General features: G+C 73.0%; 20 protein-coding genes. 3 read left to right on the forward strand and 17 right to left on the reverse strand.

Annotated elements, in window-relative coordinates; translation table 11 throughout:
• Positions 1–63: 63 nt before the first annotated feature.
• Together ACSHWO_RS12930 and ACSHWO_RS12935 are read right to left on the reverse strand one after the other, a co-directional pair.
• Positions 64–1,062: a trypsin-like serine peptidase gene (locus ACSHWO_RS12930; protein WP_438311909.1), complete on the reverse strand. Its 999-nt coding sequence runs from the start codon at positions 1,060–1,062 to the stop codon at positions 64–66.
• A 130-nt stretch (positions 1,063–1,192) separates the two neighbouring features.
• Positions 1,193–1,669: a nuclear transport factor 2 family protein gene (locus ACSHWO_RS12935; RefSeq protein WP_438311911.1), complete on the reverse strand. Its 477-nt coding sequence runs from the start codon at positions 1,667–1,669 to the stop codon at positions 1,193–1,195.
• A 128-nt stretch (positions 1,670–1,797) separates the two neighbouring features.
• Here ACSHWO_RS12935 and ACSHWO_RS12940 point away from each other — a divergent pair, with 128 nt between their 5' ends.
• A complete protein-coding gene (locus tag ACSHWO_RS12940) occupies positions 1,798–2,361 on the forward strand; it encodes a TetR/AcrR family transcriptional regulator (RefSeq protein ID WP_438311913.1) in 564 nt (187 codons plus the stop codon).
• 159 nt (positions 2,362–2,520) lie between these two features.
• On the opposite strand, the gene ACSHWO_RS12945 is transcribed toward ACSHWO_RS12940, so the two are convergent.
• From ACSHWO_RS12945 to ACSHWO_RS13010, 14 genes are all read right to left on the reverse strand, one after another.
• Positions 2,521–3,192 carry an OmpA family protein gene (locus tag ACSHWO_RS12945; RefSeq protein WP_438311916.1) on the reverse strand — a complete coding sequence of 224 codons (672 nt, stop codon included), beginning with the start codon at positions 3,190–3,192 and terminating at the stop codon, positions 2,521–2,523.
• 4 nt (positions 3,193–3,196) lie between these two features.
• Complete coding sequence (locus ACSHWO_RS12950; protein ID WP_438311918.1) at positions 3,197–3,781, reverse strand: hypothetical protein; 585 nt, start codon at positions 3,779–3,781, stop codon at positions 3,197–3,199.
• 28 nt (positions 3,782–3,809) lie between these two features.
• On the reverse strand, positions 3,810–4,451 hold the full coding sequence (locus ACSHWO_RS12955) for a pilus assembly protein TadG-related protein (protein ID WP_438311920.1): 642 nt from the start codon (positions 4,449–4,451) through the stop codon (positions 3,810–3,812).
• Positions 4,448–4,645, reverse strand: a complete 198-nt coding sequence (locus ACSHWO_RS12960; RefSeq protein WP_438311922.1) for a hypothetical protein — start codon at positions 4,643–4,645, stop codon at positions 4,448–4,450. Before ACSHWO_RS12960 ends, ACSHWO_RS12955 begins: the two co-directional genes overlap by 4 nt.
• 110 nt (positions 4,646–4,755) lie before the next feature.
• Positions 4,756–5,442, reverse strand: a complete 687-nt coding sequence (locus ACSHWO_RS12965; RefSeq protein WP_385837733.1) for a response regulator — start codon at positions 5,440–5,442, stop codon at positions 4,756–4,758.
• Positions 5,442–6,779 carry a sensor histidine kinase gene (locus ACSHWO_RS12970; protein ID WP_438311924.1) on the reverse strand — a complete coding sequence of 446 codons (1,338 nt, stop codon included), beginning with the start codon at positions 6,777–6,779 and terminating at the stop codon, positions 5,442–5,444. The genes ACSHWO_RS12965 and ACSHWO_RS12970 overlap by 1 nt, the downstream gene beginning before the upstream one ends.
• Before the next feature lie 141 nt (positions 6,780–6,920).
• Complete coding sequence (locus tag ACSHWO_RS12975; RefSeq protein WP_438311926.1) at positions 6,921–7,856, reverse strand: DUF5936 domain-containing protein; 936 nt, start codon at positions 7,854–7,856, stop codon at positions 6,921–6,923.
• Between the two features lie 16 nt (positions 7,857–7,872).
• Entirely contained in the window at positions 7,873–8,811 is a 939-nt protein-coding gene (locus tag ACSHWO_RS12980) for a type II secretion system F family protein (RefSeq protein ID WP_385837713.1), read from the reverse strand.
• Entirely contained in the window at positions 8,808–10,154 is a 1,347-nt protein-coding gene (locus ACSHWO_RS12985) for a CpaF family protein (protein WP_385837709.1), read from the reverse strand. The genes ACSHWO_RS12980 and ACSHWO_RS12985 overlap by 4 nt, the downstream gene beginning before the upstream one ends.
• The gene (locus ACSHWO_RS12990; RefSeq protein WP_385837704.1) at positions 10,151–10,501 is read right to left on the reverse strand and encodes a TadE/TadG family type IV pilus assembly protein; all 351 of its coding nucleotides are present in this window, start codon (positions 10,499–10,501) and stop codon (positions 10,151–10,153) included. The genes ACSHWO_RS12985 and ACSHWO_RS12990 overlap by 4 nt, the downstream gene beginning before the upstream one ends.
• Before the next feature lie 751 nt (positions 10,502–11,252).
• Positions 11,253–11,657 (reverse strand): TadE/TadG family type IV pilus assembly protein, encoded by a 405-nt coding sequence (locus ACSHWO_RS12995; protein WP_438311929.1) that lies wholly within the window; start codon positions 11,655–11,657, stop codon positions 11,253–11,255.
• A gap of 1 nt (position 11,658) precedes the next feature.
• On the reverse strand, positions 11,659–13,011 hold the full coding sequence (locus ACSHWO_RS13000) for an AAA family ATPase (RefSeq protein WP_438311931.1): 1,353 nt from the start codon (positions 13,009–13,011) through the stop codon (positions 11,659–11,661).
• Positions 13,012–13,018: 7 nt separating this feature from the next.
• Complete coding sequence (cpaB, locus tag ACSHWO_RS13005) at positions 13,019–13,720, reverse strand: Flp pilus assembly protein CpaB (RefSeq protein WP_361100468.1); 702 nt, start codon at positions 13,718–13,720, stop codon at positions 13,019–13,021.
• 45 nt (positions 13,721–13,765) lie between these two features.
• Positions 13,766–14,845, reverse strand: coding sequence for a hypothetical protein (locus ACSHWO_RS13010; RefSeq protein WP_438311933.1), 1,080 nt, complete (start codon positions 14,843–14,845; stop codon positions 13,766–13,768).
• 406 nt (positions 14,846–15,251) lie between these two features.
• Between ACSHWO_RS13010 and ACSHWO_RS13015 the strand changes: the two genes are divergently transcribed.
• A complete protein-coding gene (locus ACSHWO_RS13015) occupies positions 15,252–16,946 on the forward strand; it encodes a chitinase (protein WP_438311936.1) in 1,695 nt (564 codons plus the stop codon).
• 124 nt (positions 16,947–17,070) lie between these two features.
• Positions 17,071–18,402 carry a M14 family metallopeptidase gene (locus tag ACSHWO_RS13020; RefSeq protein ID WP_385837669.1) on the forward strand — a complete coding sequence of 444 codons (1,332 nt, stop codon included), beginning with the start codon at positions 17,071–17,073 and terminating at the stop codon, positions 18,400–18,402.
• 97 nt (positions 18,403–18,499) lie between these two features.
• Here the strand turns inward: ACSHWO_RS13020 and ACSHWO_RS13025 are convergent, their stop codons facing one another.
• Positions 18,500–20,089 carry a tetratricopeptide repeat protein gene (locus tag ACSHWO_RS13025; RefSeq protein ID WP_438311938.1) on the reverse strand — a complete coding sequence of 530 codons (1,590 nt, stop codon included), beginning with the start codon at positions 20,087–20,089 and terminating at the stop codon, positions 18,500–18,502.
• Positions 20,090–20,205: the final 116 nt, after the last annotated feature.

The following is a 20,205-nucleotide window of genomic DNA, read 5'->3' on the forward strand; positions in this document are numbered from 1 at the left end:
GACTGGTCGGGGCGGCGGTCCGGCAGGCATGCGGCCGGTCCACGGCGGAGGCGGGAGGCAGGTTCACGGCTCGACCGAGCGGGCGTAGTCGATCAGGACGGGGAGTGCGGAGCCGCCGCCCGCGGCGTTGGGGCCGCCGGGGCCGCCCCAGTTCTCGGCGCTCTGGCCGGCCACGACCCGGGGCCAGGGGTCGCCGTCCCACCAGCCGAAGAAGGGGCCGCCGGACTGGCCGCCGACGGCGTCGTTGCGGTGCACGATCCGGTACGAGTCGCGGCCGGCCGTGCTCTCGGCCACCGTCCGGTCCATCACGCCGCGCGGGTGGTAGACGGGCCGGACCCCGGAGCCGATGCCGAAGGGGTAGCCGACGTGCCCCCAGAGCGGCTTGGCGTCCCAGTCGGTGGAGTACGTCCGGGAGCCCATCCACCCCACGGTGTCGCCGAGGCGCCGGTCGAGCACGCAGACGACGTAGTCGAAGGCGGCCTCGGTGGAGTCGAGCCCGTCGGCGCCGTAGGCGCGCAGCCAGGAGTAGACGCGGGTCGAGTGGGCGGTGCCGAACGGCGTGCTCGTGTCGAACTGAGCCGGTGTGAACGTCATCCAGTCCGCGCCCCCGCTCGCGAGCCAGGGCACGGCGTGGCTGGCGGTCAGTACGTGCCGGGGACCGACCATCACCCCCGACGCCCAGCCGGCCGGGGTCTGGACCCGGCCGCAGGTCCGCCAGGGAAACGCGGTGTCCGAGAACTCGAAGCGGTCGTCCGGCCGGAACACCCCCGTGGCCTCGCCCCGGCCGTCCCCCTCCACCCCGGCGGGACGCCGCCACAGCGGCGGGCGGACCTGCTCCGGCGGCACGGGGCGCGGCACCGCACGAACCGGCACGCCCTCGGGGAGATGGCCGTCGAGGTCGCGGGAGACCTCCCGGTCCAGCGCGGACAGATGGGCGGGGGTGACGCGGACGGTCTCGGGGCGCGGCGGGAAGGAGTGCCCGTGCCCGGGATCCCCGGGTCGGGCGGCCGGGCGGGCCGTGATGCGGTCTTCCCAGTCGGAGGACGGGATCGGGTCGGACACGGCGTCCTCCTCGGAGGGGGTGGTGCGGGCTGCTCGACGGGGCCGAGCCTCCACCCGTCCGGCGCCGCCACCGGCCGGGGAACGCCGGGCGGCGCCGAACGCCACACATCCGAGTCAGCGCATCACCGCATCAGCGCAGCCGGCGGTCGACTTCCTCGATCGGGACGTCGTTGATGCTGGCCTCGCGGCGGCGCATCAGCCCGTCGTCGGCGAACTCCCACTGCTCGTTGCCGTGGCTGCGCCACCACTGGCCCGAGGCGTCGTGCCACTCGTACTCGAAGCGGACGGAGATGCGGTTGCCGGTGTACGCCCACAGTTCCTTGCGGAGGCGGTAGTCGAGCTCGCGCTCCCACTTCTCGGCGAGGAAGGCGCGGATCTCGGCGCGGCCGGTGAGGAAGCGGTCGCGATTGCGCCAGACGGAGTCCTCGGTGTACGCGAGGGCCACCCGCTCGGGGTCGCGGCTGTTCCAGGCGTCCTCGGCGGCCTGCACCTTGGCGCGGGCGGACTCCTCGGTGAAGGGCGGCAGGGGCGGACGTACGGCGGGCGGGGTCGAGGCGGAAGTCGCGGTCGAGGTCGAGGCAGAGGTCGAGGTCGAGGTCGAGGTCATGGCGAACACACCTTTCGACGGAACGGAACGAAGGGGAGGCGGACGGAGAACGACCGTTCTCCGATCACGTCCCGACCCTAGAGAACGATCGTTCTCCACGCAAGCGGGTCCTGGGTTACGCTGCCGGCATGGACGACGACGAGGCCCGCACCCGGCTGCTCGACGCCGCGGAGGCGCTGTTCTACGCCGACGGCATCCAGGCCGTCGGCATGGACCGCATCCGCGCGGAGTCGGGCGTACCGCTCAAGCGGCTCTACAAGGTCTTCCCGGCCAAGGAGGCACTGGTCGCGGGCTACCTGGAGCGGCGCGACCGGCGCTGGATGGGCAGCCTGCGGGACGCGGTGGCCGCCGCCCCCGACGACCCGGTGGGGGCCGTCTTCGACTGGCTGGGGGCCTGGTTCTCGGAGCCGGGGTTCCGCGGGTGCGCGTTCATGAACGCGTACGGGGAAGTCGGCGCGGCCGGGCCGGCCGGAGTCCTGGTCGCCGTACGCCGACACAAGGCGGAGCTGCGGGCGCTGCTGGGCGAGGCGGCCGGGCCGGGGCGGGAGGAACTGGCCGACCAGCTACTGATCCTGGTCGAGGGCGCCACGGCGGTGGCCGCCCTCACCCCCGGCCCGGAACCGGCCCGCACCGCAGGCGCAGCGGCCGCCGCCCTGACCCGGGCGGCGGGGGCTGCCGGTACGGGCGCATAGCCTCCGCCGGTCCGCCTGTCACGCGACCGTGCTGGTCGCCACGATCAACAGCGGCGGGACACCATCCGCTGCGACCATGCGGCAGTGCCTTGCAGGAGTCGGCAACGACTGGTTCGTGGGGCGGACCGAGCCCGACGGCTCCGTCATCTGCTGGGCTTCCTAGCTCCCGCCGGCGGCGGAGCCCGCCCCGGAGCCGGAGCCGGTGGTCCGGGGGAAGGTGATCTCCACCCGGCGGTTCTTCTTGCGGCCCTCCTCGGTGCTGTTGTCCGCGATCGGGTAGTCCTCGCTGTAGCCGCGGACGTCGTAGACCACGCCGGAGACGGTGACGGTCTTGGCGAGCTCCGCCTGCACGGCGTCGGCCCGCTGCTTGGACAGCTCCTTGCCGTGCTTGTAGCTGCCCTGGTCGTCGGTGAAACCGAAGACGCGGATGCGGGTGGCCTTCTGCGTGTTGATCTCCTGCGCGATGGCCTGGATGCGGGCGGCGGCCTGGGCGTTGAAGACGGCGCTGTTCTCCGGGAAGAGGACCTCGGACTGCAGCGCCATCATCACGGTCTGGTTGGTCTCCTGGCGGCGCTGCTCGCCGCCGAGGTCCTCGACGACCTCGGCGATGTCCAGCACCTTGATCGGGGCGAGGGTCCCGCCCTGGGGGATCTTCAGGCCGGGGGCGTTGGAGTCGATGGGGACGGGGGCGGCGGCGGAGGGTTCCGTGCCGGGGGGTACGGACGGCTTGACGTCGTCGGCGCTCGCCACGCCGACCCCGACGGCTTGGACCCCGGCCATGACCAGACCGATGACGGCTACTGACGCGGCGGTGCGGTGGCGTTTTGTCATGGGGTCACCCAGAGATTTTGATGGTGGCCGTGGCAAAGGTGGGGAGGTTGAATTCCACCTCGGAGGTGCTCGCGGGGGGTGCGGGGAACTGCATGAAGACGGGCATTGCCTTGCCCGCGGCGATCGAGTTCACCCCCGTAGTGCAGAGGCACCTTCCCTCGGTGTCGCGCAGCACGTAGTAGCGCTTCTTGCCCGTCTTATCAATGAGCGTGGCACCGGCAACCGACTCGCCGCTTCCCGTCAGTTCGTTTCCTCGCCACGCGGTCGTGTGGTTGAAGTCCTTGGAACCGGTGTTCTTGAGCTGGCCGCTCACAGTCACGAAGCCGCCGCCGTCGCGCTTTGCCTCGTTGATCTCAAGGACCATGCCCTCTTCCCCAGTCGCGGCGGCGATGACCGCAGTGGGCGCCGAGCTCTGCTTCCCCGCGGACGGCTCCTGCGAGCCGCCGCCAGCCGACTGGGGCGCGCCGCTCTTTGCTGCTGCGTGCTTGCCGTCGTCACCGCCGCCACACCCGGCCAACGCGAGGGCCAGAACCGTGGCAACCGTAGCGGCCGCTCCCCCGCGGACCTTCACCGTGTGCCGCATGCTCATCTACGCCATTCCTTGTCTGTCGTTGCCGTCAGTCGACCAGTCGTACGTTGAAGAGAGCCCTGGCCAGCTGCTTCAACGGGCCTGGATGCGCGGGATCCACAGTGATCGTCTTTCCTTTGCAGACAAGGGTGACGCCCACCGACACTGGCGAGGTTGTCGGGCTCGGCGTCGACGTCGATGTGGGCGTCGGCGCGGGGTCAGGCGCCGGTGCCGAGCGCAGCGAACACCGCGGCTCGATCCGCGCCTTGGCCGTTGCCTTGCCGGGAAGCCCCTCGCTTCCCGGGACCACCGACTTCCCGACCGTGCGAGTGGTGGTCACCGACACCGTGACCACCGGGATGGGCGCATTGCATTCCGCAGCAGCGTTGTTCAGCCCGGCAAACTCGCGGGCTTTCGCGCAGGCTCCGTTCGACTTGAGCAGATCCCCCCCGACGAGCTTTCCCCAGTCTTCGGGCTTCAGATCGAGAACACTCAGCCCGACGAACAGGTTGTCCCGAGCCTCCTGGGCACCAGCCAGCGCCGCCGCATCAGCCGCGCCCTGGGCGTCGCTGCGTGTGGCGCCGGCCATACCGACAACGAAGAAGGCCAGGGCGGCGAAAAGCAGCGCAGCAATGACCACGACGTAGATGGGAAACGCCTGCCCGCGATCGTTCGCCCAGCGCGCGCTCACTTGCCTGCGGTAATCGCAGTGATCTGATCCTTGATCTTGTTCGTGATCGCCTGGCCGATGCCCGTGCCGACGATGGCGCCGATGATCACTACGACCACCAGGATGATCCCGAGGTATTCGAACGCCGTCTGGCCGCGGTCGCGGCCGGTCTGCTCGTACCGCTTCCGCAGCCGCGCCAGCGTGCTCTGCTTCATGAGGGGTCCCTCCCGGTCCGGTGGCGCTGTTGGTTTGCGGACGGTACGGCGCGTCACGGGTCGTCACCAAGGGTCCCGGGGCCCAATTACGGACCCACTGGTCAGTCCGTCTAGCCATGTCCCGTCACCCCCGGGCGGGCGGTTCCCAGCCAGCGGGCTATCGCCTCGCTGCGGCTGGTGCTCTGCAGCTTGGCGAAGATGCGGTTGATGTGGTTCTTGACCGTCTTCTCGCTGATGAAGCAGGCGGCCGCGATCTGCTGGTTGCTCATCCCGGACGCGATCAGATCCATGATCTCCACCTCCCTCGAACTCAGGCCGAAGAGAACCGAGTTGTGCAGCCGCTCCGGAGACTGTGCCACAGTTCGTTGCGGTTGCGAAGAGGTGCGGAGATCGGCGAGGAGGGCGCTGGCGGCCGTCGTCGTGAAATGGGCGCGGCCCTCGCGGACGTCGCGGACCGCCCGGACCAGGTCGTCCGACGTGAACTCGCCGTGGACGAGGTAGCCGCCTGCGCCGAGCAGGAGCGCTTCTCGGACAATCTGCGATTCCTGGTTGTACGTCAGCATCAGTACGGGTGCGAGGCGTACGAGGTGCGGCAGGGCCGAGATGCCGTCGACGCCCGGCATGCGCACGTCCAGCAGGATCACGTCCGGGGCGTGGCGGCGGGTCAGGCTCAGCGCCTCGCGGCCGTCGGCGGCCTGGGCGACGACGGCGAGGTCGTCCGCGGTGCCGAGGAGGGCGGCCAGGCCGGCCCGGACCACGGGGTTGTCGTCGGCGATGAGGACGCGCAGCGGTGCCATCACGGGCTCCCTTCGGGGGTGAGGGCCGCGAGCGGGAGGTCCACGCGGATCCGGGTGCCGGGCCGGGCGGAGGATGTGGAGAACGCGGGGGTGTCGGCGGGGCCGAGGTGCAGGCGGGCGCCGACGGCGGCGGCGTGTTCCGCCATGCCGAGCAGGCCGTAGTGGCCGGCGCCGCGCAGGGCGGCGAGGTCGGGCCCGCCGGCGGGGAGGCCTCGGCCGTCGTCCTCGACGGTGAGGGTGAGGTGTGCGGCCCCGGCCTCGGCGGCCCCGGCGGCCGTCGCCGCGGCGGCGGCCCCCGCCCCGGCGGCCGGGGCCGAGAGGGTGATGCGGATGTGGGTGGCGGCGGCGTGGCGGCGGGCGTTGTCCAGGGCTTCCGCGGCCACGGCGAGGAGGTGGCGGGCCACCGGGGCCGGGACCAGCGGCAGGATTCCGGAGGTGGTCACCTCGGCCCTGACGGCTCCCGCCTGCGCCCCCGCTCCCGCCTGCCCCCCGGCTCCGCCCGGCCCCGGGTGCGCCGTCGCCAGGCGGTGGAGTTCCGGCGGGAGGTGGACGCCGGGGGCGTCGGTCACCTGGCGGAGGTCGGCGAGCAGGGCGCGGGATTCCGCGGCGGCCCGCCGGGCGGCGTCGGACAGCACTTCGGCCTGGCGGCGGACGGCGTCGGGGTCGTCGGTGCGGGCGAGCGCGTCGGCGGCGAGGGCGAGGCCGTGCAGGGTCTTCGCCACCGAGTCGTGCATGTCGCGGGCCAGCCGTTCCCGTTCGGAGCGCACGGCCTCGGCCACCGCCAGGCGGGCCCGCGTCTCGGTCAGGGCCCGGCTGGCCGCGCCGAAGCGGAACAGCAGGTCGCGCAGTGAGGAGCCCGCCGCCCCGGCGACCAGGCACAGTACGGACAGGGTGGTGAGCCCGCCGGAGAGCGCGGCCACGGCGACCGCCTGCAGGGCCGCGTACACCGCCGAGCCGCGCCAGCCGTGGACGAGCCCGGCCAGCAGCGGGGTGCACAGCGAGACGAAGCCGAGCGGCGATTCGGGAGTCGCCGTGACCAGCAGCAGGCCGCTGAACGCCGTGTCGCAGGCGAGCAGCCAGCGGTGGCGCAGCAGCAGCGGCCCGAGGCGCTCCCAGTCGCGGAAGAGGGCGTACGACAGCATGAAGGTGAGCAGGACGGCGCCCGCGACGAGGTACGTGGGCGCGCCGGGGGCGGTCCGGCCCAGAGCGAGGGGCGCGCCGAGGCCGATGGCCAGCATCCGGAAGGCGAAGACGCGGCGGCACAGGGCCTGCAGGGCGTTCGCCTGGAGGGCCGGGGAGCCGCCGTCCTCGTGGCGGGTCCCGGCCGGAGCCGCCATTCCGGCCCCCGCCCCGGCCCTCGCCCCCGCTCCGGTCTTTGCCCCGGCCCCCGCGGCCCCTCCCCGCGGCCCCCTGCGCCACGGCCACGGCCCTGGCAGCGGCAGTGACGCCGCAGTGTCCGGCAGCAGTGGCATCGCCGCTCACCCGCCCCCGAGCAGCGCGCCGAAGTCGACGTCGGCCCCGTACACGAACCCGCACACCAGCAGGATCAGCGTCCCCGGCAGCATGAACATGGTCACCGCGAAGGTGGCTTTGGGGACGGCGCGGGCGGCGCGCCGGCGGGCGTTCTGCGCGTCCGTACGGCGCATGTCCTCGGCGATGGCGATGAGCGTGTCGACGATCGGGGAGCCGAGTTCCTCGCCCTGCTGGAGCGCGGTGACGAACTGGGCGACCTGCTCGGAGTCGTTGCGCCGGCGCAGCTCGTCGAAGGCCTGGCGGCGGCTGACGCCCATGTCCATCTGCTGGAGGGTGATGCGGATCTCGTCCGACCAGGGGCCCTCGTACTTGGCCGCGACCCGCTCCAGGGCCTGCCGGAAGCCGAGCCCGGCACTGACGACGACCGCGAGGACGTCCAGGAAGTCGGGGAGGGTCCGCTCGATGTGGTCGCGGCGGATCCGGATCGCCGACCACAGGCCGACCTCGATCCAGAACAGGCCGAACGCGACCATCAGCAGGGCTGGTACGAGCTGCCCGTTGATCAGCATCGCGAAGGCGCCGAGCCCGCCGAGGAAGCCGTAGACGGCGCGCCGGGCGGCGTAGCGGTCGATGGTGAGGCCGGCCGGGTTGCCGGCCATGTCGATCTGGCGGCGCTTGCGCGCCACCCGCTCCGGGCCCATCAGCCGCAGCACCAGCGGCGCCCAGCGGATGCCGAGCCGGTCGACGGCGGAGCCGACGGCGGTGGTGCGGGTGGTGCCGACCTCCAGGGCGAGGGCCAGGTCGGACGGGAGTTTGGTCTCGGCGCGGTAGAGGCGCAGCCCGTGGAAGATGCCGAGGACGGACAGGCCGAGGGCCAGGGCCAGCAGGATCGCGGTCACGGTAAAGGTCGTGGTCGTGGTCATGGTCGTGGTCGTGGTCATGTCGTCGCCCGCCCCCTCACACGTCGATCTTCGACAGGCGGCGGATGAGCACGAACCCGAGCGTGAACAGTCCCATCGCGACGAGCACCGCGCTCTGGCCGAGGAACGCGCCGGTCATCCGGTCCAGGGCGCCCGGCATCATCAGGTTCACCAGCAGCAGCGAGCCGAGCCCGATCGCCGGGACCAGGTACGCGGTCACCGTCACCTGGGACAGCTGGGTGCGGATCTCGCGCCGCGTCTCCTTGCGCTGCTCCAGGGTGACCGTCAGGTTGCGCAGGGAGCCGACGAGCGCGCCGCCCGCCCGCGCGGACAGCACGAGGGTGGAGACGAGGACGACGAGCTCGCGGGAGGGGAGGCGTTCGGCGATCTCGCCGAGGGAGTCCTCGATGGAGTGGCCGACGGCGAGGCGGTCGGCGACCCGGGAGAGTTCCTCGCCCGCCGGGGCCTCCAGCTCCTCCGCCGCTATGGCGATGGCGGTGCGCAGGGCCAGGCCGGCCTGGGTGGCGTTGGCGAGGATGCGGGCGAGCTCGGGGAGCTGGTTGATGAACCGCTCGGTGCGGCGGGCCCGCTGCCAGTTGAGGAAGGCGTCCGCCGCCCACAGGCCGATCAGGCCGGCGACCGGGCCGAAGAACGGGGCGAGGAAGCTGGCCGCGACCAGCCACACCCCGGCGACTGACATGAGCATGTAGACGAAGAACTCGCCCGGGGTGAGGTCGAGGCCGGTGACGGCCAGTTTGACCTCGATCCGCCTGCCGAGCGCGGTCGTGCGCAGCCGGCGGTCGACGGCGGTGAAGCGGCGTCTGCGGCCGGGCGGTTCGGGGGCGCCGTCGGTCGCGAGGCGTTCGATGAGGGCGGCGCGCTGGGCCCGGCCGGCCATGTACACGTGTACGCCCGCGATGACGAGGACGCAGGCCAGCAGGGTGGCGCCGAGGGTGAGGAGGACGAGTGGGTTCACGGGGCGGTCCGGGTGATGCGGGTGGCGAGCTGGTCGTCCGACGTGGCGACGCCGAAGGCCTGCGGGATCGGCTGGTTGTTCATGTAGAGGCGCTCGGCGATGCGGCGCGGCAGCGGGTGGTACTCGAACCAGCCGTGGACGCGGCCGTCGGCGGCCATCGGCTGGGCCGCGAAACGGCAGACGGTGGTGATGCGGAAGGGTTCGCGGCCGTGGGAGTCGAGGATGGCGATCTCGGTGACGCGGCGGGAGCCGTCGCCGAACCGGGTGAGCTGGACGACCACGTTCACCGCGCTGTTGATCTGGTCCTGGAGGGCTTCGAAGGGCACCTCCACCTCGGACATGGAGGCGAGGGTCTGCAGGCGCATCAGGGCGTCCTCGGCGCTGTTGGCGTGGACGGTGGCGAGGGAGCCGTCGTGACCGGTGGACATGGCCTGGAGCATGTCGAGGGTCTCGCCGCCGCGGACCTCGCCGACGATGATGCGGTCGGGGCGCATGCGGAGGCTGTTGCGTACGAGGTCGCGGATGGTGATCTGACCCTTGCCCTCCACGTTGGCGGGGCGGGATTCGAGACGGATGACGTGGGCCTGCTGGAGCTGGAGCTCCGCGGAGTCCTCGATGGTGATGACCCGCTCGCCCTCGGGGATGAGGCCGGAGAGGGCGTTGAGGAGGGTGGTCTTGCCGGTGCCGGTGGCGCCGGAGACGATCACGTTCATCTTCGACTGGACCAGGCCCGACAGCAGCAGGAGCATCTGCTCGTCGAGCGAGCCGAGCGCGATCATCTCGTGAAGGGTGAAGGCGCGCGGGAAGCGGCGGATGGTGAGCGTGGCGCCGGTGAGGGAGAGCGGCGGGATGATGACGTTGACGCGCTCGCCGCTGGGCAGTCGGGCGTCGACCATCGGGTTCGCCTCGTCCACGCGGCGGTTGACGGTGGAGACGATGCGCTCGATGGTCTGCATGAGCTGCTCGTGCGAGGCGAAGCGGAGGGGGAGCTGCTCGACGCGTCCGGCGCGCTCCACGAAGATCTGGTCCGGGCCGTTGACCATGATCTCGGAGATCGAGGGGTCTTCGAGCAGCGGTTCGAGCACGCCGAGGCCGAGGGCTTCGTCGACGACGCGACGGATCAGCTGGGCGCGCTCGGCGGTGGAGAGGACGGGGCCCTCGCGGCTGATGATGTGCCCGAGCACGCGCTCCAGCCGGGTCCGCCGCTCGGCGGGGCTGAGCGCGGACATCTCGGCGAGGTCGATCTCCTCCAGCAGCTTGGCGCGGTAGGAGGAGACGAGCAGGCCGTCCTCGCGGGGGCCGTGCCGGTCGTCCGGCGTGGCGACCCGGGAACGCAGGCTCATGGTCGGGATCCCTTCGGGTCGCGGTCGGGGTCGTCGTTGGGCATGACGGCTGTGGCCGTGGCCGGGTCGAGGGACAGGCCGGGCACGATCGACTTCACCGTGATGGTCACGGTGGCGGTGACCGCGTCGCCGCCGCCGGGCCCCACGTCGACGCGCGCGTCGAGGCCGGAGCGGATCGCGGCCCGGCCGGCCGCCCTTCCGGCCCCGGGGTTCCGGGCCTCCACGCGGGCGGCGGTCCGCGCCGCGGTGTCGGCCTGCTGGTGCACGTACGCGACCCAGCCGAGCTGGATCCCGCAGAGCGCGACGAACAGCAGGATCGGGATGAACCCGATGTACTCCAGGGCCACCTGCCCGCGGTCGCCCCGCGGCGCGTGACGACGTGCCGCGGGGCGGTCGGCGCCATCACGCCGACGGCTGCTGCCGCGGCCCGGGCGGGCGGGCACGGGAGTGCGGCCACCCGCAGCGCGCGCGGAGGCGGGGCCGCCACCGGCACGGGGATCCGGAGCGGCACCGCCACCGCGCATGGAGGTGGGGCCGCCCGGGCACGTGCCGAGGTCCGCGGCGGGCCGGCGCCCACGGCCGCCGGGCCGGAAGCTGGGCTCGCCCGGCCGGAGGCCGGGTTCGCCGGGCCGGAGGCCGGGTTCGCCGGGCCGGAGGCCGGGTTCGCCGGGCCGGAGGCCGGGTTCGTGACGCCGCCCCTCGGGCTCGCCGGGCCGGAAGCCGAGCCCACCGGGCCGGTGCTCGGGCTCGCCGGGCCGCCCCCCGAACTCCCCGGGCCGGACGCCGAGCTCACCAGGCCGGAGGCCGGGCTCACCGAGCCGGAGGCCGAGTTGGCCGGGCCGGACGTCCGGCTCGCCGGCCGCCCTCGGGCACGCCCACCAGTCCCGGCGGGCGGCACCGGTCCGTGCGGGCCCGGGAGCTGCGACCCCGGGGGCCGTGGCCGGGGCGGGCGGGGCCGTGTCCGCCGTTGCGGGCGAGGGCGGTGCCAGCGAAGGCGGTTCCGGCGGGGGCCCTTCGCCGCTCCCGCACGCGCGACCGGGGGCAGGGGTGGCGGCTCGGCCGTCCCGGCCGGGCCTGAAGTGGGGGTGGCCCGTCATGTCAGTCCTCCTCCCTCTCCATGGCCGCGCCGGCCTCACCGCGGATGCGGCCGAAGCTCAGCGACGGGTGGAGCACCGGGATTTCGAGCTCGACGGTGGCCTTGAAGAGCGCACCCGCCTCGGTGCAGTGCGAGGTCATGTTCCAGGCGCTGCCGATGTGCTCGGCGGCTGCCGCCTCGCACGCCGACGGACCCTTGACCGCGCCCGCGCGGGCCGCCTCGTCCGCGGCGTTGCCCGCCAGGGAGAAGGCGTAGCCGATCAGGACGCACTCCCAGACCGCCGCGACGAGCAGCAGGATCAGCGGGACCATGCCGACGAACTCGACCGCCAGCTGCCCGCGGTCACCGCCGCAGCGGCGGCCGCGGGCGGCGGGGCGGGCGTGCGGAGCAGGTCTGGGAGTGGGCATGTCAGTGCTCCCGGCCTCGGCGGAGCCAGGGTCCCAGGGCGCCGCGGTCGCCCGCGCCGCGGCGCAGGCGGGCCACCGGGCCGGGTGTGCGGACGGCCACGGCGGATCCGGGGACGGGCGGGGCGGCAGCCCCGGGGGCGGTGCCCGCCGACACGGCGGCCGGGTGTTCCGGGCCGGTGGCCGGGGCCGCCAGGAGGCCCAGGTCGGCGGCCGCCGTCCACAGGGCCTGTTTGACGGTGGAGCGGTTGTCGAGGTCCTGGACGCGGCCCGCGTCCACCACCGCCTGGAGCTCCTTGAACGCCGCCGGCACCGGCGTCCGCACCACCCGCGTCTTGGTGATCTTCTCGATCAGCGCCGGCTGGATCTCGGTGTGCTTGCTCCAGCGGTTGACGACGACGGCCGTGTCCTCGGCCTTGCGGACCTGGAGCCGCTCCCACATGCGGACCATCCGCTTGGTGGCGCGTACGGAGACCACGTCCGGGGTGGTGACGAGGACCGCCACGTCCGCTCCCTCGACGGCGGCCGCGTTGGCTCCGGTCACCTGGGTGCCGCAGTCGATGACGACGAGCTCGTACCGGCTGCGCAGGGCGGCGACGACGTGCCGGGCGGTCCGGTCGTCGACCTCCTCGCCGCGCTCGCCGTCGGCCGGGGCCAGCAGGAGGGCGAGGCCGGTGCGGTCGTCGTAGACCGCGTCCTGGAGGACGCGCGGGGAGATGTCCTGGATGCCGACGAGGTCGGCGACGGAGCGCCGGAACTGCACGTCGAGGTAGGAGCCGACGTCGCCGGCCTGGAGGTCCAGGTCGACCAGGGCGGTGCGCCGCCCGGCGGCGGCCGCGGCCAGCGCGAACTGCACCGCCGTGAAGGTGGTGCCGACCCCGCCCTTGGCTCCGGCGACGGTGACCACGCGGCCGCCGGGCCCGGTCGGCGCCTCGGCCGGCCGGCCCAGGTGGCGGCGTACGCCGGCGGCCCACTGGGCGGCGGCCTGGACGCGGGCGGCGACTTCCTCGTACGAGGGCGGCAGCCCGACCAGTCCGCGGGCGCCGGAGTCCATGGCGGCGGAGAAGAGCGCCGGGCCGGTGTCCGAGGACAGCAGCACGACCCCCACCGCCGGGAAGCGGAGGGCGACCTCGCGGATGAGGTCGAGGGCGGGCACGGGGCCGATCCGCTCGTGGACGAGGACGACCTCGGGCAGTTCGTCGACGGATTCGGCGGCCAGCCGGCCCAGGGTGTCGAGCAGGGAGGCGGAGTCGGGGACGGGGGCGGCCGGCTCGGCGGCCGGGAGCTGGCTGAGGAGGGTGGAGATGGCGCGGGCGGCGTCCGGGTCGCCGGCCGCTGGGAGGATTCGGGTGGTCATCCGGGCCTCACTTGTCCCCGTCGAGGGTGTACGTGCGGTCGGCCGCGCTGGGCGCGGAGTCGGTGCCGGGGGCCACCAGGGCCAGGCGCACGTGCTCCGCGAAGGACTCGGCGTACGCGACGCGCTGGGTGTCCTTGGTGTTCAGGGCGAAGGTGATCGGGACGGCCTCGGCGGGGCCCTTGCGGTCGCTGTCCTTGTCGAGGGCGGTGAGCTTGCCGACGTTGATGACGCGCGCGTTGGCGACGATGATCACGGACCGGGAGGGGTCGGACTCCTTGGCGCCCTTGAAGGTGGCGATGATGTTGACCTTCGCCCCCGAGTGGATCTTCCCGGCCACGCCCGTCGCCGCGTCGATCATGATGGCGATCTCCTGCTCGCCGGGCTGGAGCTGCGGCTTGTCGACGTACATGTCCGTCTGGAGCAGCGAGCCCTTCCGCAGCGTGGTCAGCGCGATCTTGTCCTTGAGTCCGCCGAGGTCGGTGACGGCCGTCTCGGACAGCCACCGCCGGGGAATGCTGACCTCCTCGAACTGCCCGGCCGTCAGCGGGCTGTAGGGGGCGATATCGGCCTTGGCCCGGTACGCGACGACCTCGGCCCCGACCTTGGAGTTGACGTCGCCGATCACCACGAGGACCCCGCCGAACGCCGCGAGGGCGCACAGGACCGACAGGAGAAGCAGGATGACGCCGCGGCGCTGGCGTGAGTTCATGTGCCGTACTACCTCGCCGTTCTTCGTTCGTTCGGGGTGGTCGGGTCAGTGTCTGAACGAGGCGCGGGAGCCGCCCGCGGCCTCGGCCGGCGGCGGTGCGGCCGACTGCGGGGGGTTCAGCGGGGCGGCGCAGAAGCCGCACCGGTCGCCGATGAGTTCGAGGCCGCACCAGCGGCACTCGTCGCGGCGGACGGAGGCGACCAGTTGGTAGAGGACGGGCAGGTCCGCGATGCCGGCGGCGAACTCCACCAGCTTCGGCGTGGCCCACCAGGTCGCGGAGTCGGCGGGCAGCGGGTTCTCCATGACGCCCTGGACCTGCCAGGCGGGGGCGAGTTCGGCCGTCACCCAGTCGGAGGCGAGCTGGCCGCGGGCGAAGGTGAGCTGGGTGGCGTACGCGGGCCCCGGGGGCAGGACGCCGCCCCGGGTCCCGCCGGTCCCGTCGCCGGCTCCGGCCCCGGCGACGAGGGCGCCGCGCACCCCGCGCCTCCGCCGACCGCGCCCCTCACGGCCCCCCGCCCGGCCGCCCCCGGATCCGCCCCCTGCGTCGGAACCGGAATGGGAACCGGAGCTGGAACCGGAGCCGGAACCCGCCCCCGGTCCCGACCCCGCGCCCGCGGCCCCCAGTCGGGCCAGGTGCGGCGTCGGGTGGGCCAGGACGGCGAACTGGGCCCCGGGCGACCAGGACCGGGCGTGCGCCTTGAGTCCGACCGGGACCCGGTCGAGCCGGGCGACCGAGCCGAGCAGGGCCCCGGCGTGGATGTAGTGGGACAGCAGGCGGGCGGCCGCGGCGATGACGCCGGGGCTGAAGTCGCAGATGCTGAGCTGGCGCAGCTGTCGCACCAGCAGGGCGGTGCCGAGCGGCGGCAGATCGCTGTCGAGGAGGGCGATCCGGTCGGTTTCCAGGATGGCCCGTACGGTGTGCAGCCGCCGGACGGTGGCGGGCGGCAGCCAGGACGGCACGACGGCCAGGATGTGGCTGTGCCGTTCTAACAGCTCGCTCACCTCGGCGAGGCTGGCTTCGAGGTCGAGCCGTCCCGGCGGGCCGAGGACGGCGGCCGTCGGGGTGTGTCGGTCAGGGGCCGGCAGCACCAGATCGGCGCTGGTGACGGCAATGGCGATCGGCACGCGAACCCCCCTGTTCACCCGTACGCGCGCAGCAGTTCGCATGGCCGCCGCATACGTACACACCCTGCGCGACCGCAAACGGCCGACGCACTTCCCCCTTGCCCCAGAACCATATCCGCGTCGCCCCTGGCAGGGCAGGGGCTTGGGAATTCCCGTGCCGTGAGCACATGTCACAGGTGGCGGGAAACCCGGACAACCGGGATCGGGCGTCCGATCAGTTCAAGCCACTTCGCAAAGACCCTTGACACCAGGATTGGTCTGGACCAACTTGTGTGCCGGGGTCCCCGCACGCGCCGAAGGCCCGGGTTCCCCGTCCGCTTCACCGCCGTTCCCCACCGCTCCCGGCCCTCCGCACCACCCCTTCCCCACCCCCGTTCACCTCCCTTCCTCCCCCCACGGAGACCACGTGAACCGCATACGCTCCCTCGCCCTCCTGGGCGCCGCGACCCTCACCGCAGGCGGCCTGACGGCCCTCACCGCCGGCCCGGCGCAGGCCGCCGACGTCGACGTCGTGCGCAACGGAGGCTTCGAGTCCGGCCTCGCGCACTGGAGCTGCAGCTCCGGCAGCGGGGCCGTCACCTCCTCGCCGGTCCATTCCGGAACCGCCGCGCTGCGGGCCACCCCGTCGGGCCAGGACAACGCGAGGTGCAGCCAGACCGTCACGGTCAAGCCGAACTCCACGTACACGCTCAGCACGCAGGTCCAGGGCGCGTACGTGTACCTCGGCGCGACCGGGACCGGCACCCGGGACGTGTCGACCTGGACCCCCGGCTCGGGCGGCGGCTGGCAGAAGCTGTCGACGGCGTTCACCACCGGCCCGGCCACGACCCAGGTCACCGTCTGGACGCACGGCTGGTACGGCCAGCCGGCCTACACCGTGGACGAGTTCAGCGTCTTCGGCCCGGACGGCGGCGGCCCGACCGATCCCGGCCCGTCGCTGCCGGGCGCCCCGGCCGGGGCCGCCGTTTCCGGCCAGAGCCAGGACGCGCTGACCCTTTCGTGGGACGCCGTCAGCGGGGCGGACGGCTACCACGCCTACCGGGACGGCGTCCGCGTCCAGACGGTCACCGCTCCCCCGGCCCGGATCACGGGACTCGCGCCGGCGACCCCGTACGCCTTCCAGGTCAGCGCGTACAACGCGGCGGGCGAGGGCCCGCGCTCGGCGCCGGTGACCGGCACCACGGCCGGGGGCGGCGGCCCGAACCCGAACCCGACCGTGCCCCGGCACGCCCTGACCGGCTACTGGCAGAACTTCGACAACGGCGCGACGGTGCAGCGGATCTCCGACGTCCCCGCCCAGTACGACATCATCGCCGTCTCCTTCGCCGACGCCACGACCACGCCCGGCGCGATCACCTTCAACCTCGACTCCGCGGGGCTCGGCGGCTACACCGTGGACCGGTTCAAGGCGGACGTCGCCGCGAAGAAGGCGGCCGGCAAGTCCGTCATCCTCTCCATCGGCGGCGAGAAGGGCACCATCACGGTCGACGACGCCGCCTCCGCCGCCAACCTGGCGAACTCGGCGTACGCCCTGATGCAGGAGTACGGCTTCGACGGCATCGACATCGACCTGGAGAACGGCCTCAACCCGACCTACATGACCCAGGCGCTGCGCGCCCTGTCAGCCAAGGCCGGCCCCTCGCTCGTCCTGACGATGGCCCCGCAGACCATCGACATGCAGTCGCCGTCCGGCGGCTACTTCCGGACGGCGTTGAACGTCAAGGACATCCTCACCGTCGTCAACATGCAGTACTACAACAGCGGCTCGATGAACGGCTGCGACGGCAAGGTCTACTCCCAGGGCTCGGTGGACTTCCTCACCGCGCTGGCCTGCATCCAGCTGGAGGGCGGCCTCGACCCCTCGCAGGTGGGCATCGGCGTGCCGGCCTCGCCCAGCGGTGCGGGCAGCGGCTACGTCTCCCCGGCCGTGGTCAACAACGCGCTCGACTGCCTGACCAGGGGCACCAACTGCGGGTCCTTCAAGCCGTCGAAGACCTACCCGGGGCTGCGCGGCGCGATGACCTGGTCGACCAACTGGGACGCCAAGGCGGGTGGTGCTTGGTCGAACGCGGTGGGTCCGAAGGTCCACGGCCTGCCGTAGGCGGTACCTGTGGGGGTGTCCTGCACGGGATCTGGCCGAATCCGGGCCCTTGACCGGGACATGCCATAAGAGCACGCTGTGCGCGTCCGCACGGCACCCCCACACTCCCCACCCAGGAGAACGCATGCGGCTCCACACCCGACGCAGGGCCGCCGTCACGGCGGCCCTGCTCGCTCTCGCGCTCGGCGCACCCGCCTACGGCATGAGCGCCACGGCGGCCCCGCCGCCCACACCGTCCACCGCCACCCGGGACGAGGCCGTGGTCCAGTACGAGATCAAGGGCCCGGCCACCCCGCAGGAACGCACCGCGCTGCTCCGCACGGGCGTCTCCATCGACGAGGTCGACGCCCGCTCGGTCGTCGTCAGCGCCGACCCCGTGCAGGCCGGGGCCCTGCGCGCGCTCGGTTACACCCTCACCCCGCTGCCCGGCCCGCCGGACCGCACCGATCGGGAGGCGAAGGCGAGCCCGATGGACTTCCCGTCCGCGGACTCCCGATACCACAACTACGCCGAGATGAACGCCGAGATCGACCAGCGCATCGCCCAGTACCCCTCGATCATGAGCAAGCAGGTGATCGGGAAGTCGTACCAGGGCCGCGACATCGTCGCCATCAAGATCAGCGACAACGTGGCGAGCGACGAGAACGAGCCCGAGGTCCTCTTCACCCACCACCAGCACGCCCGCGAGCACCTGACCGTCGAGATGGCGCTCTACCTGCTCAAGGAGTTCGGCGCCGGGTACGGCACCGACACCCGCATCACCAACACGGTCAACTCCCGGGAGATCTGGATCGTCCCCGACCTCAACCCGGACGGCGGCGAGTACGACATCGCCACCGGCTCGTACCGCTCCTGGCGCAAGAACCGGCAGCCGAACTCCGGCTCCTCCTACGTCGGCACGGACGAGAACCGCAACTGGAACTACAAGTGGGGCTGCTGCGGCGGCTCCAGCAGCAGCAAGAGCTCCGAGACCTACCGCGGTGCGACCGGCGAGTCCGCGCCCGAGGTCAAGGCCGTCGCGGACTTCGTCCGCAGCCGCGTCGTCGGCGGCAAGCAGCAGATCAAGGCCGCCATCGACTTCCACACCTACAGCGAACTGGTGCTGTGGCCGTACGGATGGACGTACAACGACACCGCGCCCGGCCTGACCGCGGACGACCTGGCGGTGTACAAGACCATCGGCACCCGCATGGCCAGCAGCAACGGCTACACCCCGGAGCAGTCCAGCGACCTCTACATCACGGACGGCACCATCGACGACTGGCTGTGGGGCAACCAGAAGATCTTCGCCTACACCTTCGAGATGTACCCGGAGTCGGGCGGCGGCGGCTTCTACCCGCCGGACGAGGTCATCGACCGCGAGACCGCGCGCAACAAGGACGCGGTGCTCCAGCTGCTGGAGAACGCGGACTGCATGTACCGCTCGATCGGCAAGGAGGCGCAGTACTGCGCCTAGCGCTGACCGTGGTGGTGCTCGTGGTACCACCGGCGCCACCACGGCCGGGCCGGTGATCCCCGGGGTGCTCCCTCCGATGGGGGTACCCCGTTCCCCGTCATGGCGCGCCGCGGGGCAGCTCCGGGGCCGGGCTCCCGGCTTCCCCTAGGAAACCGAGCACGCGCCTCGTGGCACGGTGCTGCGGCCCGAGCACCCGCACTCGGGCGCAGTAGACCTCCTCGAAGAGCGGGCGGGCCGCGGCTTCGCCGTCGAGGAGCAGCACGGTGTGCGCGAGGGCGAACCCGGTCAGCAGGGTATCGGGGTGGTCCGGGCCCAGCACGCGGGTCCTGACCTCACGCACTTCCTCGTAGAGAGGCCGGGCCGTCCGCGGGTCACCGTGGTGCAGCACCACGCCCAGGTTGTGGGCGATCCCCAGCGTGCGGTAGTGGTCCGGACCCAGCACCTGCCGGCATCTGCCGTAGAGGTGCCGGAACATGGCTTCGGCCGCCGCCCTGTCGAAGCGCGCCAGGACGACCGCCACGTCACCGCCGGCGGTCAAGGTGTCGGGATGGTCCGGGCCCAGCACCCGCACGGCCTCCAGGTACGTCTCCTCGGCGAGTTCGCGCGCCCCCGCCGAGTCCCCGTGGTTGTCCACGGACCTGGCGTGGCGGCCCCGGACGTACAGGGTCAGCGGGTGCGCCGGGCCCAGGTGCTCGATCGCCTCGTGGACCAGCCCCTCCAGTGCGTCCAGCGTGCACGGCCTGCGCTTGCCGGCCCGGCGCCGCCCCCGGATCTGCTGCACGCGGGCGGCCAGCACAACGGCGTGCTGGAGCCCGTACTCCGCGGTGAGACCGGGCAGCAGGTCCTCGAGGCGGTCCAGGGCGTCCTCCGTGTCACCGCCGAGGAAGCCGGCGCGGATCGCGCCGAGCCGGGCGAGCAGGGTGATGCGGTCGGCAGGGCCGCTGCCTGCGAGCTCCCGGTAGAGCCGGCGCCCCTGCGCCGGATCGCCTGCGCCGGTGGTCCACGCGGCAAGGCGCAGTGCGGCGAGCCTGGTGAGCGGATGCAGCGCCCCCCGCAGGCGGAGGCAGTCGGCCGACAGGGCGGCGGTCATCTCGCGGGCCTTGTGCAGCTCCCCCGCCTCCCCCGTCCAATAGGCGGCGACGTGCCGTGCCGCGAGCATCCCCGGATCATGGGGGCGTAGGGTGCCCTCAGCGCAGCGCAGGAGCTCCCGCGCGGTGTCGTGGGCCTGCCGGTACAGGCCCAGGGCTGCCAGCTCGCCGACGACGGCTGCGATCCGGGACAACCGGGGGACGGTCAGCCAAGCGGATTCCGTATCGGCGCCCATGCCCGCCTTTTCGAGCGGGTCGTCCCAGCCGAACGTGCCGCCCATCGCGGCATCCGGTACGTCGCTCCGACCGCGGTCGTCGAGCGACTCCCAGCGGGCCTGCCAGGACGCCCGGTCGCGCCAGGGGGTGACGGCCGGCGCATCCCGCGGCGCGTGCCGGAGCAGGATCGAGACCAGCATCTCCAACTGGCCGGTGCATTCCCTGCCGCACCTTCTCTCCCCGTCGGCCAGCAGACCGTGGACGGTCGACGTGGGAAGGGCGCAGCTCTCCCCGGCAGCGTTCTGGATCTCCCGGAAGTTCATCCCGGACGCGTCCTTCAACGCCCGCAGGTCCGAGCGGAACCGGCGCCATGAGTCCGTCATGCCGCCGAGTGTCCCGGACGTCCGGACGGCCCGTTCCCTGTCCGGGACAACCGCCGGCCGTCCGGAACGGATTCAACCGTCCGGGACGGCCGGGGCCGCCCACGGGCTGTGGCCTG

Origin of the sequence: Streptomyces pallidus (ex Mingjun et al. 2026), assembly GCF_051550185.1 — a bacterium.
Classification (GTDB): Bacteria; Actinomycetota; Actinomycetes; order Streptomycetales; family Streptomycetaceae; genus Streptomyces.